The sequence below is a fragment of the Bradyrhizobium jicamae genome (assembly GCF_018130695.1).
Classification (GTDB): Bacteria; Pseudomonadota; Alphaproteobacteria; order Rhizobiales; family Xanthobacteraceae; genus Bradyrhizobium; species Bradyrhizobium jicamae_B.
The window spans coordinates 378,531-392,917 of record NZ_JAFCJX010000001.1 but is presented as its reverse complement, the minus strand read 5'-3'; the positions used below and the strand labels follow the sequence as shown (position 1 = coordinate 392,917).

General features: G+C 64.9%; 13 protein-coding genes. 9 read left to right on the top strand and 4 right to left on the bottom strand.

The genetic code is table 11. The annotated features are described in order from the left end of the window. Positions 1-56: 56 nt before the first annotated feature. The 3 genes from JQ604_RS01775 to JQ604_RS01765 all read right to left on the bottom strand — a co-directional run bounded on the left by JQ604_RS01775 (position 57) and on the right by JQ604_RS01765 (position 3,198). Entirely contained in the window at positions 57-1,001 is a 945-nt protein-coding gene (locus JQ604_RS01775; protein ID WP_212352374.1) for an ABC transporter substrate-binding protein, read from the bottom strand. A 113-nt stretch (positions 1,002-1,114) separates the two neighbouring features. After that, on the bottom strand, positions 1,115-1,843 hold the full coding sequence (gene hutC, locus JQ604_RS01770; protein WP_212352365.1) for a histidine utilization repressor: 729 nt from the start codon (positions 1,841-1,843) through the stop codon (positions 1,115-1,117). Next, entirely contained in the window at positions 1,840-3,198 is a 1,359-nt protein-coding gene (locus JQ604_RS01765) for a formimidoylglutamate deiminase (protein WP_212352363.1), read from the bottom strand. The genes hutC and JQ604_RS01765 overlap by 4 nt, the downstream gene beginning before the upstream one ends. Positions 3,199-3,283: 85 nt before the next feature. Between JQ604_RS01765 and hutI the strand changes: the two genes are divergently transcribed. The 3 genes from hutI to hutU are packed head-to-tail and all read left to right on the top strand — an operon-like array spanning position 3,284 to position 7,734. Further along, complete coding sequence (gene hutI, locus JQ604_RS01760) at positions 3,284-4,498, top strand: imidazolonepropionase (RefSeq protein WP_212352362.1); 1,215 nt, start codon at positions 3,284-3,286, stop codon at positions 4,496-4,498. Next, a complete protein-coding gene (gene hutH / locus JQ604_RS01755) occupies positions 4,495-6,054 on the top strand; it encodes a histidine ammonia-lyase (RefSeq protein WP_212352361.1) in 1,560 nt (519 codons plus the stop codon). Before hutI ends, hutH begins: the two co-directional genes overlap by 4 nt. 12 nt (positions 6,055-6,066) lie before the next feature. After that, the gene (gene hutU / locus JQ604_RS01750; protein ID WP_212352357.1) at positions 6,067-7,734 is read left to right on the top strand and encodes a urocanate hydratase; all 1,668 of its coding nucleotides are present in this window, start codon (positions 6,067-6,069) and stop codon (positions 7,732-7,734) included. Between the two features lie 10 nt (positions 7,735-7,744). On the opposite strand, the gene JQ604_RS01745 is transcribed toward hutU, so the two are convergent. Continuing rightward, on the bottom strand, positions 7,745-8,233 hold the full coding sequence (locus JQ604_RS01745; RefSeq protein ID WP_212352355.1) for a hypothetical protein: 489 nt from the start codon (positions 8,231-8,233) through the stop codon (positions 7,745-7,747). A 477-nt stretch (positions 8,234-8,710) separates the two neighbouring features. Between JQ604_RS01745 and JQ604_RS01740 the strand changes: the two genes are divergently transcribed. The 6 genes from JQ604_RS01740 to JQ604_RS01715 all read left to right on the top strand — a co-directional run bounded on the left by JQ604_RS01740 (position 8,711) and on the right by JQ604_RS01715 (position 14,384). Continuing rightward, entirely contained in the window at positions 8,711-10,069 is a 1,359-nt protein-coding gene (locus JQ604_RS01740) for an ABC transporter substrate-binding protein (protein ID WP_212352353.1), read from the top strand. 116 nt (positions 10,070-10,185) lie between these two features. Further along, a complete protein-coding gene (locus JQ604_RS01735; RefSeq protein WP_249157945.1) occupies positions 10,186-11,109 on the top strand; it encodes a carbohydrate ABC transporter permease in 924 nt (307 codons plus the stop codon). Next, positions 11,106-12,062, top strand: coding sequence for a carbohydrate ABC transporter permease (locus JQ604_RS01730; RefSeq protein WP_212352350.1), 957 nt, complete (start codon positions 11,106-11,108; stop codon positions 12,060-12,062). The genes JQ604_RS01735 and JQ604_RS01730 overlap by 4 nt, the downstream gene beginning before the upstream one ends. Beyond that, on the top strand, positions 12,059-12,259 hold the full coding sequence (locus JQ604_RS01725) for a hypothetical protein (RefSeq protein WP_212352348.1): 201 nt from the start codon (positions 12,059-12,061) through the stop codon (positions 12,257-12,259). Before JQ604_RS01730 ends, JQ604_RS01725 begins: the two co-directional genes overlap by 4 nt. A gap of 9 nt (positions 12,260-12,268) precedes the next feature. Beyond that, entirely contained in the window at positions 12,269-13,366 is a 1,098-nt protein-coding gene (locus JQ604_RS01720) for an ABC transporter ATP-binding protein (RefSeq protein ID WP_212352346.1), read from the top strand. Continuing rightward, positions 13,359-14,384, top strand: a complete 1,026-nt coding sequence (locus JQ604_RS01715; protein ID WP_212352344.1) for an ABC transporter ATP-binding protein — start codon at positions 13,359-13,361, stop codon at positions 14,382-14,384. The genes JQ604_RS01720 and JQ604_RS01715 overlap by 8 nt, the downstream gene beginning before the upstream one ends. Positions 14,385-14,387: the final 3 nt, after the last annotated feature.

Sequence of the window (14,387 nt, the reverse complement as noted above, 5' to 3'; positions counted from 1 at the left end):
TCGGAGGCGAGGTCGGACCCGCCTCGCGATGATGCGAGGCGGGTCTGTTACATCTGCTACTTGATGAAGCTGGCGTCGAAGAGATCCTCGACCTTCGGCGCCGCCTTGATGATGCCGATCTCCAGCAGGAGGTCTGCGGCCTCCTTGTTGAAGGTCAGGAATTCGCCGGCGAAGAATTTCTGGCTCGCGGCCTTGTCCTGCCAGCGCAGATATTTCGCCGAGTTGCCGAACTGCTCGCCGGACTGCTTCACGTCGGCGCCCATGATCTCGTAGGACTTGGCCTGATCCTTGGCGATCATCTCGAGCGCCTCGAAATAGCTGTTGGCCAGCGCCTGCGCCGCCTTCGGATTCTCGCTGAGGAACTTCGGCGTGCAGCCGAACGTGTCCATCACCATCGGATAGTCCAGCGTGGTCGCGATGATCTTGCCCTTGTCGGGGGCTGCGCGCACGGTCGACAGATACGGCTCATAGGTCATCGCCGCGTCGTTCTGGCCAGAGACGAAGGCCTGCGCGGCCGCGGCCGGCTCGAGATTGACGACGGTGACATCCTTCACGGAGAGGCCGTTCTGCTTGAGCATCCAGGCCAACGCGAAATAGGGCGAGGTGCCCGGCGCGGAAGCCGCGACGGTCTTGCCCTTCAGATCCTTGATCGCCGCGATGTCGTTGCGCACGGCCATGCCGTCGGCGCCGTAGCTCTTGTCGAGCTGGAAGATCTGCTTGGTGGCAACGCCGTTGGCGTTCCAGGAAATCCAGGTCTCCACCGTGGTCGCCGCGCACTGCACGTCGCCCGAAGCAATCGCCAGATGCCGGTCCTTCTGCGGGATCTTCTTGATCGTGACATCAAGGCCGTTCTTCTTGAAGATGCCGGCTTCCTTGGCGAGCGTCAGCGGCGCAAAGCCGGTCCATCCGGAGATGCCGATGCCGACCTTGACGTCGTCGGCGAGCGCGGGGCCGGTCGCCGCAAGGGCAATGATGGTCGCAAGTACGGTCGAACTACGCATGATGATCGTCCTCTTGTCGTTCGCTGGATTGACGTCCTGTTGATCTCTATGTGTCGATGGATCGTTGTTCGAATTGTTGCGTGGCGCGATGCACGATTTGTGCCGACATCCTCTCAGCCTCCCTTGAACCGGGCGACAAGGCGATGCGTGTCGCCGGGATAGAGCAGCCGCACCGCCGTGATCGTGCGCGCGCTGCGCCAGGTGTAGCGGTCGATCACCAGACAGGGCGCGCCGACGGCGATGTCGAGCGCTGCAGCCGTACGATCATCCGCGACAATGGCGCTGATCGTGTGCTCGGCTTCTGTCCATGGGACATGGTGAAGCAGCCATGAGCCGGGCGGCTCGTTGGCAAAGTCCGCGGTCGCGGCGTCCGGCACCGAGGAGAGATCGATCAGCCGGTCCTCGACGGCAAAGGGCATCCCGTCCGCGCTGTGTCGGCAGGCGATTGCGACGACCTTGCCCGCTTTCTTCACACCGAGCCTGATACGATCGGCGGCGGTCGCCGCGCGCAGCCGGCGATTGATCAACTCATAGCCGTAAGCGCGCCCGAGCGCGGTGATCTCCGCGCGGATATCGGCGATCTTGAGCACTGCCGACAGATGCTGCGGACGTCGCACGAACGAGCCGGCACGGCGGCGGCGCTCGATCAAATCAGCCTGCGCGAGCTCGGACAGCGCCTTGTTCACGGTCATGCGCGAGCAGCCGTACCGCACCATCAGCTGATGCTCGAACGGGATGCGATGCCCCGGCGGCCATTCGCCGGTCAGGATCCGCCTCTCGATGTCCTGCCGGATCTGCTTGTAGAGCGTCGGCTTGTCAGGGGCATCGGTGATAAGGCTCATGCGACGAGCCTCCGTACCGCTGCGTTGAACTTTTCGCGCGCGGCGTGGCGCAATTTGTGCCGTCCACCTTCGACCACCTTGTTGCCGCCAGCCCAGACGCAGTCGATCGCGTCACCGCTGGTCGCAAAGATCCAGCCGTCGATCACGGCGTTGCCACGGCGTCCCGCCAGTGACGGATGCGCCGCATCGAGCGTCACGATATCGGCGCGCGCGCCCGGGGCGAGGCCTGTGGTCGTCTGCGCCAGCGCCTGTGCGCCGCCCGACAGCACGTGATCGAACAGCGCGCGTCCGGTCGACGTGCCTGCGCCACCGGACAGCACGTTGCGCTCGCGATGCCTCAGCCGTTGGCCGTATTCGAGCTGGCGCAACTCGTCGGTGATGCCGACCAGCACGTTGGAATCCGTGCCGACGCCGAACCGGCCGCCGGCGGCGAGAAATTCGCGGGCAGGGAAGATGCCGTCGCCAAGACTTGCTTCCGTTACCGGGCAGAGGCCGGCTACGGCGCCGGTCTTTGCGAGTGCGAGTGTTTCCTCATCAATCATGTGGGTCGCATGAATGAGACACCAGCGCTGATCGACCGGCGCATGGTCGAGCAGCCACTGGACCGGCCGTTGTCCCGACCATTCCAGGCAATCCTCGACTTCCTTGACCTGCTCGGCGGCGTGAATGTGAATCGGTCCGCCCTTGGCGAGCGGGATGATCGCGGACAGTTCGTCGTGCGCCACCGCGCGCAAGCTGTGCGGCGCGATACCGATATTGGCGCCGGGGAGGCGGCTGACCGCCTCGCGGGAGGCGGCCATGAGGGCTGCAAACTGATCGACCGAGCAAATGAAGCGGCGCTGTCCCGCATGCGGCGGCGCGCCGCCGAACGAGCCGTGCGCATAGAAGCTCGGAAGTAGCGTGAGCCCGATGCCGGAGGCTTCGGAAGCCTGCGCGATGCGCTCTGCCATCTCGGCAAGATTGCGGTAGGGGACACCGTCGCGATCGTGATGGAGATAATGGAACTCGCCGACGCGGGTGAAGCCGCGTTCGAGCATCTCGACATAGAGCCATGTCGCAACCGCGGCGACATCATCCGGCGTCATGGCCAGCGCGAAGCGATACATCGTCTCGCGCCAGGTCCAGAACGTATCGGTGGAGTCGCCGCGCAGCTCGGCAAGCCCGGCCATGCCCCGCTGAAAGGCGTGGCTGTGCAGGCTCGCCAATCCCGGTATCGCAACGGCGTGACGTTCGTCGCCTGCAGCCGGCGCCGCACCCGCCGTCACCGACGTGATCGTGCCGGCGGTGACGACCACCTGCACGTCATCGGCCCAACCCGAGGGCAGCAGCGCGGAAGCGAAATGCAGTCGCGACATGTTTTCCAAGCCGGCTGGACAGAACCGCGCCACGATTATATGTCTAGACATATAAGTCAAGCATCCCACAGCGAAGGACAGCCGCATGGCAGAGCGCTTCGACCGGATCTGGCATAACGCCCGGCTCGCCACGCTGCGGGCCAACAGCCCCGATCTCGGGGAGATCGAGCGCGGCCTGATCGCCGCGCGGCAGGGGCGCATCGTCTATGCCGGCGCGCAGGCTGAATTCCCCACCGATGCCGATGCGACCGAGCGGATCGATTGCGAGGGACGCTGGATCACGCCGGGCCTCGTCGACTGCCACACCCATCTGGTCTATGGCGGCAACCGCGCGCATGAGTTCGAGCTGCGGCTCAAGGGCGTGAGCTACGAGGAGATCGCGCGTGCCGGCGGTGGCATCGTCTCGACGGTGGCGGCAACGCGCAAGGCCAGCGAGGCCGATCTCGTCGCGAGCGCATTGCCGCGTCTCGACGCGCTGATTGGCGAAGGCGTGACCACGCTCGAAATCAAGTCCGGCTACGGCCTCGACACCGAGACCGAGCTGCGGCAGCTCGCGGCCGCCCGCAGCCTCGGCCGGATGCGGCCGGTTGCGATCCGCACATCGTTTCTCGGCGCGCATGCGCTGCCGGTCGAGGCCGCCGGCGACAAGGATCGCTACATCGATGTTGTCTGCAGGGAGATGCTGCCGGCGGTGGCAAGGTCCGGCCTTGCCGACGCCGTCGACGCCTTCATGGAAGGTATCGCGTTCTCGGCCGAGCAGACGGCGCGGGTGTTCGAGGCGGCGAGGGCGCTGGGGCTGCCTGTGAAGCTGCATGCCGATCAATTGTCGAATCTGGGAGGCGCTGCGCTCGCCGCAAGGTTCTCCGCGCTGTCGGCCGATCATCTCGAGCACACCGATGAGGCGGGCGCGGTGGCGATGGCCAAGGTCGCAACGGTGGCGGTGCTGCTGCCCGGCGCATTCTATTTCATCCGCGAGACGCATAAGCCTCCCGTCGAGCTGTTCCGCAAGCACGGCGTCAACATGGCGCTCGCCACCGACTGCAATCCCGGCAGCTCGCCGCTGACCTCGCTGCTGCTCACGATGAACATGGGCGCGACACTGTTCCGCATGACCGTCGCCGAATGCCTCGCCGGCGTCACGCGCGAGGGCGCCCGCGCACTTGGTCTGCTTGATGAGACGGGCACCTTAGAGGCCGGCAAGTGGTGCGATCTTGCGATCTGGGACATCGAGCGGCCAGCTGAGCTGGTGTACCGCATCGGCTTCAACCCGCTGCATCGCCGCGTCTGGAGAGGCACATGACGGATTGGAGCGCGCCGATCGTTGTCGTGCCCGGCAAGGTCAGCCTCGATGATCTCTTGCAGGTGCTCGCGGGGCGCTCCGTCGTGCTCGATCCGGCGTTCTGGCCGCGCGTCGAAGCAGCGGCGCAGATTGTCGCGAAGGCCGCGCAAGCGGACACACCCGTCTACGGCATCAACACCGGGTTTGGAAAGCTCGCATCGACGCGGATTGCGCCCGACAAGACCGCGCTGCTCCAGCGCAATCTGATCGTCTCGCATTGCTGCGGCGTCGGGCCGGCAACGCCCGAGCCGATCGTGCGCCTGATGATGGCGCTGAAGATCATCTCGCTCGGGCGCGGCGCGTCCGGCGTGCGCCGCGAGGTCATCGTGCAGTTGCAGGACATGCTGGCGCGGCGCGTGTATCCGCTGGTGCCGCAGCAGGGCTCCGTCGGCGCGTCCGGCGATCTCGCGCCGCTCGCGCATATGACCGCGGTCATGATCGGTGAGGGGCAGGCGCTCGTCGATGGCAAGACGGTGTCCGGCAGCGAAGCGCTCGCCGCCGCCGGCCTCGCGCCGCTCATCCTGGGACCGAAGGAAGGGCTCGCGCTGATCAACGGAACGCAATTCTCGACCGCCTATGCGATCTCGGGCGTGCTGCGCGCGCATCGCCTGGCACGTGCGGCACTCGTGACGGGTGCCTTGTCGGTCGATGCGGCGATGGCGTCGACCGCGCCGTTCCGGCCAGAGATCCAGCAATTGCGCGGGCATGCGGGACAGATCGCGGCGGCCGCGACATTGATGGCGCTGCTTGACGGCAGCGACATCAGGCAGTCGCATCTCGAAGGCGACGAGCGCGTGCAGGATCCGTACTGCCTGCGCTGCCAGCCACAGGTGGCGGGCGCCGCGATCGACCTGATCACGCAGGCCGCACGGACGCTGACGGTCGAGGCCAATGCCGTCACCGACAATCCTCTGGTGCTGGTCGAGACCGGCGAGATCGTCTCCGGCGGCAACTTCCACGCCGAGCCGGTGGCCTTCGCCGCCGACGGAATCGCGCTTGCGTTGTCGGAGATCGGTGCGATCAGCGAGCGGCGGATCGCAACGCTGGTCGATCCCGCGCTGAACTTTGGCCTGCCGCCGTTCCTGACGCCGGATCCTGGCCTCAATTCCGGATTCATGATCGCGGAGGTGACGGCGGCTGCGCTCTATGCCGAGAACAAGCAGCGCGCATCGGCCTGCTCGATCGATTCGACGCCGACCAGCGCCAACCAGGAAGATCACGTCTCGATGGCCGCGCATGCCGCGCGGCGGCTGTCCGACATGGCGGATAACCTTGCCTCCATTCTCGGCATCGAGCTGCTGGTCGCTGCCCAAGGCATCACGCTGCGCGCGCCGCATACGACCAGCGCGCCGCTCCTTGCCGTGATCGCCAAGCTGCGCGAACAGGTGCCGGCGCTCGGTCCCGATCGCTACATGGCCGGCGATCTCGCGAGCGCCGCCGCGCTGATCGAAGCCGATGCGCTGCCCGCTGCCGCAGGCGCGGCGCTTCTGAATGATCCGTTCCCAAGACTTGATTGAAGGGGTTTTTCCATGAACCGCCGACTGGACAACGACCGCACCATCCGCGCGCCCCGCGGCAGCGAGATCAGTGCCAAGAGCTGGCTGACCGAAGCTCCCTTGCGCATGCTCATGAACAATCTCGACCCTGAAGTCGCGGAGCGTCCGAGCGAGCTCGTCGTCTATGGCGGCATCGGGCGCGCGGCGCGCGACTGGGAGAGCTTTGACCGGATCACGGCTTCGCTGCGCAAGCTCGAAGCCGATCAGACGCTGCTGGTCCAGTCCGGCAAGCCGGTCGGCATTTTCCGGACGCATGCGGATGCGCCGCGGGTGCTGATCGCCAACTCCAACATCGTGCCGCACTGGGCGACGCTCGATCATTTCAACGAGCTCGATCGCCAGGGCCTGATGATGTACGGCCAGATGACGGCGGGGTCCTGGATCTATATCGGTAGCCAGGGCATCGTGCAGGGCACCTACGAGACCTTTGTCGAGGTCGGACGTCGTCACTACGGCGGCAGCCTCGCGGGCAAATGGATTCTGACCGCTGGCCTCGGCGGCATGGGCGGCGCGCAGCCGCTGGCCGCGACCATGGCGGGTGCGTCGCTGCTCGCGGTCGAATGCCAGCCGAGCCGCATCGAGATGCGTCTGCGCACCGGCTATCTCGATCGACAGGCCGCGACGCTCGATGAAGCGCTGGCGATCATGGCCGAGGCCGCGACGACGAAGCAGGCGGTCTCGGTCGGCCTGCTCGGCAATGCCGCCGAGATTTTTCCTGAGTTGGTGCGCCGGGGCGTCAGGCCCGACATCGTGACCGACCAGACCAGCGCGCATGATCCGATCAATGGCTATTTGCCGAAGGGCTGGACGCTCGCCGATTGGGAAGCCAGGCGCGCGTCCGATCCGAAGGCCGTCGAGCAGGCGTCGAAGACATCGATGGTCGATCACGTCCGGGCGATGCTCGACTTCCATGCCCAGGGCATTCCGACGCTCGACTATGGCAACAACATTCGCCAGATGGCGAAGGATATGGGCCTGAACAACGCCTTCGATTTCCCGGGCTTCGTTCCCGCCTATATCCGTCCACTGTTCTGCCGCGGCGTCGGGCCGTTCCGCTGGGCTGCGTTGTCTGGCGATCCCGAGGACATCTTCAAGACCGATGCCAAGGTGAAGGAGCTGATGCCGAACGATAGACATCTGCACAACTGGCTCGACATGGCCAAGGCGCGGATCAAGTTCCAGGGCCTGCCGGCGCGGATCTGCTGGGTTGGGCTCGGCGATCGTCACCGGCTTGGCCTTGCCTTCAACGAGATGGTGGCGCGGGGCCAGCTGAAAGCGCCGGTTGTGATCGGCCGCGATCATCTCGACAGCGGTTCGGTGGCGAGCCCGAACCGTGAGACCGAGGCGATGAAGGACGGATCGGATGCCGTATCCGACTGGCCCTTGCTCAATGCGCTGTTGAATTGCGCGAGCGGCGCGACCTGGGTCTCGCTGCACCATGGCGGCGGCGTCGGCATCGGCTATTCGCAACACGCCGGCATGGTGATCGTCGCCGACGGCACGCCGGACGCCGCCAAGCGGATCGAGCGCGTGCTGTGGAATGATCCGGCGAGCGGCGTGATGCGTCACGCCGATGCAGGGTACGACTCCGCGATCGCGTGCGCACGCACATGCGGCCTCGAGCTTCCGAGTCTGCAGTAGAATGCGGATGTCACCTGGCGTTCCGGTTCAGCTCGATGGCGACCTGGGAGACCCAGGCGCCCGGTGCGTCCATCGCGAACGACTGGTGATCGCCCGCGGTCTTGATCGTCACCAGCGCGGCCACGGTGCTGCCCTCGATGCGTGCCTCGATCAGCCCATCCCTGTTGGTGCCGGTGACCTTGCCGCCCTGGCGGTATTCGCTTTCGAACCAGTTGCCGGACAGCTCGGTCCCGTTCTGATCGATGTTGGCTGACAGCACCATCTTGTAGGCATCGCTGGCGCAGCGCAGGTCGAGGCTCAGCGACCGGCCCGGCTTGGTGACGTTGTAGGCCACCTTGCAATGAACCTTTTCGCGCGCGCCGTCCTTTGGTTTCATGGAGCCCACGCCCATCCATGTCCCCGCCAGCTCGTCCAGCGTCGGTCCCGCATGCGAGGGACTTGATGCGGCCAGCATCAGGCAAGCCGCAGCAAGCAGCACCGACGACGTATTTGGGGACATCGCGTCCACCTCCGATTCATCAGGATCTGAATCGAAGCTACGTGCCGCGCGTCGTCGAATGGTGGCGAAGATGTTGAGAGATGTTGCCGAACTTTGGCGAAAAGTTGGGCGGGATCGATCCGCTGAACGTTCAGTAAAATGATTTAATAAACATCGTCCCAGGCAAGGCCTTTTTTGCGCGCCTGTTCGCGCAAGCGCAGGCCGCTTCGAAATGAGCTTCCAGGGACTATTTGCCGGGCTCGCAAAAACCGGCTTGACGCCTGCCGAAATTTAGTAATACGTTTAGTGTTACAGAAAAGATAAACATCGCGCATCGAGCCGGTGCGTGGGAGGAGCCCAAGCCATCCGGATCCCGTTTCCGGAAGCGCTCCGTCTCGCTCTCAGCATCGCTCATCAACTCGGTTTCAGGGTCTTGGCGTCGTCCCGGTAGGGCTGCGCCATCGGGTTAGGTGCTTCAACGATAGAGAGGAAACGGACATGCGACGAATGAATTGGCTACGCAGTACGGCGGCGTCTGTGGTTGTTGCGGCCGCAGCGCTCGGGGGGCTCGGCAGCAGCGAGGCCGCCGCCCAAGGCAAGCAGCTCACATTGTGCTGGGCGGCATGGGATCCGGCCAATGCGCTGGTGGAGCTCGGCAAGGACTTCACCAAGCAATCCGGCATCGAGATGAAATACGAGTTCGTCCCCTGGACGAGCTATGCGGATCGCTTCCTCAACGAGCTCAACTCCCACGGCAAGCTCTGCGACCTCATCATCGGCGACAGCCAGTGGATCGGCGGCGCCGCCGAGAACAAGTGGTACGTCAAGCTCAATGACTTCTTCGCCAAGGAGAAGATCTCGATGGACGACTTCGTCCCGGCGACGGTGGTCGGCTATTCGCAGTGGCCGAAGGGCTCACCAAATTATTGGGCGCTGCCGGCGATGGCCGATGCGGTGGGCTGGACCTATCGCAAGGACTGGTTCTCGCGGCCCGAGATCCAGTCGGCCTTCAAGGCCAAGTACGGCCGCGATCTGGCGCCGCCGAAGACCTATGACGAGCTGAAGCAGGTCGCGGAGTTCTTCCAGGGCCGCGAGATCGACGGCAAGAAGGTCTACGGCGCCTACATCTTCACCGAGCGCGGCTCCGAAGGCATCACCATGGGCGTGACCAACGTGCTCTACAATTACGGCTTCGGCTACGACAACCCGAAGAAGCCGTACCAGATGCAGGGCGTCGTCAACTCGGCCGAGGCGGCCAAGGGGCTCGAGTTCTACAAGGAGCTCTACAAGTGCTGCACCGCGCCGGGCATGACCAACGCCTACATGCAGGAAGGGCTCGACGCCTTCAAGTCCGGCCAGGTGGCGATGCAGATGAACTGGTTCGCCTTCTTCCCCGGCCTCTACAAGGATCCGAATGTCGGCGGCGACAAGATCGGCTTCTTCGTCAATCCGGCCGGCCCGGGCGGACATTTCACCCAGCTCGGCGGGCAGGGCGTCTCCGTGGTCGCGACCTCCGACCGCAAGGATGACGCGCTGGCCTACATCAAGTGGTTTGCGCAGCCCACCGTGCAGCAGCGCTGGTGGCAGCTCGGCGGCTACTCGGCGCTGAAGGCCGTGGTCGACGCGCCCGACTTCCCGAAGAGCGCGGCGTTCGCCCCGCAATTCCTGGAGTCGATGGGCATCGTCAAGGACTTCTGGGCCGAGCCGTCCTACGCGCAGCTGCTGCTCGACATGCAGAAGCGCGTGCATGACTACGTCGTCGCCGACAAGGGCACGTCGCAGCAGGCGCTCGATCTGCTGGTCAAGGACTGGACCAAGGTCTTCAAGGAGCAGGGCAAGCAGGTCGCGTCGCAATAAACGCTCGTATCAACCGAACTGGTTTCCCCGAGGGCACTCCTCGGGGAAACGACCCCAGCCAGCCGATGGACAAGATGACCACGATCTCTCAACCTGATGATGCCACGGTCGCCGGCATGGGCGAGCCCGCGAGGTCGCGGACCACGCGCCGCGTGCGCGGCCTGTCGGATCGCACCATCGCCTGGCTGTTCGTGGCGCCGACGATCGCGCTGCTGCTGGCGATCAACATCTTTCCGCTGGTGTGGATGATCCGGCTGTCCTTCACCAGCCTGAATCTCAGCATGTCCTATCTGCCGCTGCGCTTCGTCGGGCTCGACAATTTTACCGACATCCTCGGCGACGAGGATGTCTGGATGCGGCTGCAGACCACCGCGCAGTTCGTGATCTGGTCGGTCACGTTCCAGGTGATCATCGGATTTGGCCTGGCGCTCTTGATCAACCGCCAGTTCCGCGGCCACAGCTTCTGGACCACCATCATCCTGCTGCCGATGATGCTGTCGCCGGCGGTGGTCGGCAATTTCTGGACGCTGCTGCTGCAGCCCCAGATCGGACCGTTCAACTCTCTGATCAGCCTGTTCACCGGCGTGCCGCCGAGCGCGTTCAGCATGACCGGCCAGGTCTCGCTCGCACCCTGGACCATCGTGCTCGTCGACACCTGGATGTGGGCGCCTTACGTGATGCTGATCTGCCTCGCCGGGCTGCGCTCCATTCCCGACTACATCTATGAGGCGGCCGAAGTCGACCGTGCCTCGGCCTGGCGGCAGTTCTGGTCGATCACGCTGCCGATGACGGTGCCGTTCCTGATGCTGGCGGTGCTGTTCCGCGCGATCGAGAACTTCAAGATGTTCGACATGGTCAACCTCTTGACCTCGGGCGGACCGGGATCGACCACCGAACTGGTCTCGATCACGTTGAAGCGCGCGGCGTTCGAGAAGTGGCGCACCGGCTATTCCTCGGCGCTCGCCATCATCCTGTTTGTCACCGTGTTCGGTGCCGCCAACATCTACGTCAAAGCGCTCAACAAGGTGAAGCAACGATGACCGCCGCCACGTCCACCGCGCATTCCATCGTCGAGGCATCGCCCCGTTCGAAGGCCTTGGCCGGTGCTCTCGTGATCCTCTACGCCGTGATCACGATCCTGCCGCTGCTCTGGATCGTCGCCACCGCGTTCAAGTCGCAGAGCGACGCCATCGCCTATCCGCCCAAGGTGATCTTCGAGCCGACCCTCGAAGGCTATGTCAACCTGTTCACGGTGCGCACCCGGCAGACGCCGGATTTCATCGCCAAGCTGCCGCCGCCCGAGACCTGGTACGACAAGCTGGTGCGCCAGCGCGACATGGTGATTGCCGGACCGTCCAAGGTGGTGCCGCGCTTCGTCAATTCGCTGATCATCGGTTTCGGCTCGACGTTCCTCGCCGTCTTCCTCGGCACGCTCGCGGCCTACGCCTTCTCGCGCTTCCGCATTCCGCTCGCCGACGATCTGCTGTTCTTCATCCTGTCGACGCGGATGATGCCGCCGGTCGCAGTCGCGATCCCGATCTATCTGATGTACCGGCAGCTCAATCTGACCGACACCAGGCTCGGCATGATCCTGCTCTACACCGCCGTGAACGTCTCGCTCGCAGTCTGGCTGCTCAAGGGGTTCATTGACGAGATTCCGCGCGAGTACGAGGAGGCTGCGCTGGTCGACGGCTACACGCGGCTGCAGGCGCTGCGCAAGGTGGTGTTGCCGCAGGCGGTCACGGGAATTGCGGCCACCGCGATCTTCTGCCTGATCTTCTCGTGGAACGAATACGCCTTCGCCGTCCTGCTGACCAGCGGCGAGGCGCAGACCATGCCGCCCTTCATTCCCTTCATCATCGGCGAGGGCGGGCAGGACTGGCCGGCGGTTGCTGCCGCGACCACGCTGTTCGTCGTGCCGATCGTCCTGTTCACCGTGCTGCTCCGCAAGCATCTCTTGCGCGGCATCACCTTTGGAGCTGTGCGCAAATGAGCGGTTCTGTCCTTGCCAGGAGCGGATTGTCCCGCTGGTTCCGGCGCGGTCCCTGGGAGACCGTGACGATGACCCTGATCGGAGGCGGCATCATCATGCTGGTGCAGCCGCTGTCGATGGATCTCTACAGCTATTCCTTCGTCACGATCCTCGCCGGCACGGTCGGCTACGTCATCGTCAGCCATTTTCCGGAGTAGGGCGGTCACATGGCACAGATCCGCGTCGAGAACCTGCGCAAGTCGTTCGATCAGTTCACCGCCGTGCACGGTTCGAATTTCACCATCGATGACGGCGCCTTCTTTGCGATGCTCGGCCCGTCCGGCTGCGGCAAGACCACCACGCTGCGCATGATCGCGGGTCTCGAACTGCCGACCGAGGGCAAGATCCTGCTCGACGGTGAGGACGTCACCTTCGAGCGTGCATCGGCGCGCGATATCGCCTTCGTGTTCCAGCTGTTCGCGCTCTATCCGCACATGAACGTCGCCGAGAACATCGCCTTTCCGCTGAAGTGCCAGGGCATGGCGAAGCGCGAGATTTCGCAGCGGGTGCAGGAGACCGCGCGGCTCTTGCGGATCGAGCATCTGCTGTCGAGCAAGACGTCGAAACTGTCGGGCGGTGACCGCCAGCGTGTCGCGCTCGGCCGCGCCATGGTACGGCGGCCAAAGGCGTTCCTGATGGACGAGCCGCTCGGCGCGCTCGATGCCGAGTTTCGCCATCTGATGTGCAGCGAGCTCCGCGATTTGCACGACCGCATCGGCGCCACAACGGTCTATGTGACCCATGACCAGCTCGAGGCGATGTCGATGGCCGACCAGATCGCCGTCATGAACAAGGGGCGCGTCGAGCAGATCGGCTCGCCGCAGGAGATCTATGATCGGCCGGCGACCATGTTCGTCGCCGATTTCATCGGCTCGCCTTCGATGAACTTCCTGCGTTTCGAGGGCGGCCTCAAATCCGGTGATCGGGCCATCGCCTTCCACGATGCGCGCGTTGCGGTGCCGGAGATTCGCCAGGATCGTGCGCCCGCGCCGCTGGCGCTCGGGGTTCGCCCAGAGCATATCCGCTTCAGCGATGCGGCTGCCGTCCGCGGCGAGGTGTTCGGTGCGGAATATCTCGGCACGACGCAGATCGTCACCGTCGATACCGCGCACGGCCGCGTTGCGGCGCGGTTGCCGTCCAGCGCCGCGGTGCGGATCGGCGAGACGGTGGGCCTGGAATTCAGCTCGGAGAGGCTCGTGCTGTTCGATGTCGGCTCAGGCCTTGCGATCCGGACCGCCAATGATGGGAGCGCGCACCATGGCTGACGTCGCCCTACGCAACATCACCAAGCGCTTCGGTGCGGTGGAGGCGGTGCGCGAGCTTTCGCTGACGGTTGATGACGGCGAATTCCTGGTCCTGCTCGGGCCGAGCGGCGCCGGCAAGACCACGACCTTGCGGCTGATCACCGGGCTGGAGACGCCGGACACAGGCTCAGTCATGATCGACGGGCGCGATGTCACCCGTGACCCGCCCGGATCGCGCGACATCGCCTTCGTCTTCCAGCAATATTCGCTCTACCCGCATTTGACGGTCTACGACAATCTGGCCTTCCCGCTGCGCTCGCCCGCGCGGCGCGTGCCCGAGCCCGTCATCCGCAAGCGCGTCGAGCAGACGGCGGAGCTCCTGCATATCGCGAGCAAGCTGAACAACCGCGCGACCCGGCTGTCGGGTGGTGAGATGCAGCGGGTCGCGATCGGCCGCGCGCTGGTGCGCGATCCCTCGATCTATCTGATGGACGAGCCGCTGTCGTCGCTCGACGCCAAGCTCCGCTCCGAGCTCCGTCTCGAGCTCAAGCGAATCCAGCTCGAGCTCGGCGCCACCATCCTCTACGTGACCCACGACCAGGTCGAGGCCATGACCATGGCGTCGCGGATCGGCGTGATCAGGGACGGCCGGTTGCTTCAGGTCGGCACGCCGCGGGAGATCTACGAAAGCCCGTCCTCGAGCTACGTCGCCTCGCGGCTCGGTACGCCGCAGATCAATTTCCTTCCAGCCGGCCTGCTGTCCGACGTCCCGGTGCCATCGGGAACGGAGACGGTCGGCATCCGCACCGAGCACCTCAAGATCGGCGCACGCAATGGCGGGGCGATGGTCGGCCGCGTCCATCGGGTCGAGCACCTCGGCGAGCAGAATCATGTCCATCTGGACTATAAGGGTGAGACACTGGTGACGCTTGCGGATCCGCATCAGCCGCTGCAGGCCGGTCAGGAGGTCGAATTGCATCTGATGCATCCGCTCTGCTTCGATTCTGCAGGGCAGCGCGTTCCCGCGCCGGCCCATTGAGAG

Excerpts from the sequence above, each read along its gene's own strand:
- JQ604_RS01775 (WP_212352374.1), bottom strand. The coding sequence starts at position 1,001 with ATGCGTAGTTCGACCGTACTTGCGACCATCATTGCCCTTGCGGCGACC.
- hutC (WP_212352365.1), bottom strand. The coding sequence starts at position 1,843 with ATGAGCCTTATCACCGATGCCCCTGACAAGCCGACGCTCTACAAGCAG.
- JQ604_RS01765 (WP_212352363.1), bottom strand. The coding sequence starts at position 3,198 with ATGTCGCGACTGCATTTCGCTTCCGCGCTGCTGCCCTCGGGTTGGGCC.
- hutI (WP_212352362.1), top strand. The coding sequence starts at position 3,284 with ATGGCAGAGCGCTTCGACCGGATCTGGCATAACGCCCGGCTCGCCACG.
- hutH (WP_212352361.1), top strand. The coding sequence starts at position 4,495 with ATGACGGATTGGAGCGCGCCGATCGTTGTCGTGCCCGGCAAGGTCAGC.
- hutU (WP_212352357.1), top strand. The coding sequence starts at position 6,067 with ATGAACCGCCGACTGGACAACGACCGCACCATCCGCGCGCCCCGCGGC.
- JQ604_RS01745 (WP_212352355.1), bottom strand. The coding sequence starts at position 8,233 with ATGTCCCCAAATACGTCGTCGGTGCTGCTTGCTGCGGCTTGCCTGATG.
- JQ604_RS01740 (WP_212352353.1), top strand. The coding sequence starts at position 8,711 with ATGCGACGAATGAATTGGCTACGCAGTACGGCGGCGTCTGTGGTTGTT.
- JQ604_RS01735 (WP_249157945.1), top strand. The coding sequence starts at position 10,186 with ATGGGCGAGCCCGCGAGGTCGCGGACCACGCGCCGCGTGCGCGGCCTG.
- JQ604_RS01730 (WP_212352350.1), top strand. The coding sequence starts at position 11,106 with ATGACCGCCGCCACGTCCACCGCGCATTCCATCGTCGAGGCATCGCCC.
- JQ604_RS01725 (WP_212352348.1), top strand. The coding sequence starts at position 12,059 with ATGAGCGGTTCTGTCCTTGCCAGGAGCGGATTGTCCCGCTGGTTCCGG.
- JQ604_RS01720 (WP_212352346.1), top strand. The coding sequence starts at position 12,269 with ATGGCACAGATCCGCGTCGAGAACCTGCGCAAGTCGTTCGATCAGTTC.
- JQ604_RS01715 (WP_212352344.1), top strand. The coding sequence starts at position 13,359 with ATGGCTGACGTCGCCCTACGCAACATCACCAAGCGCTTCGGTGCGGTG.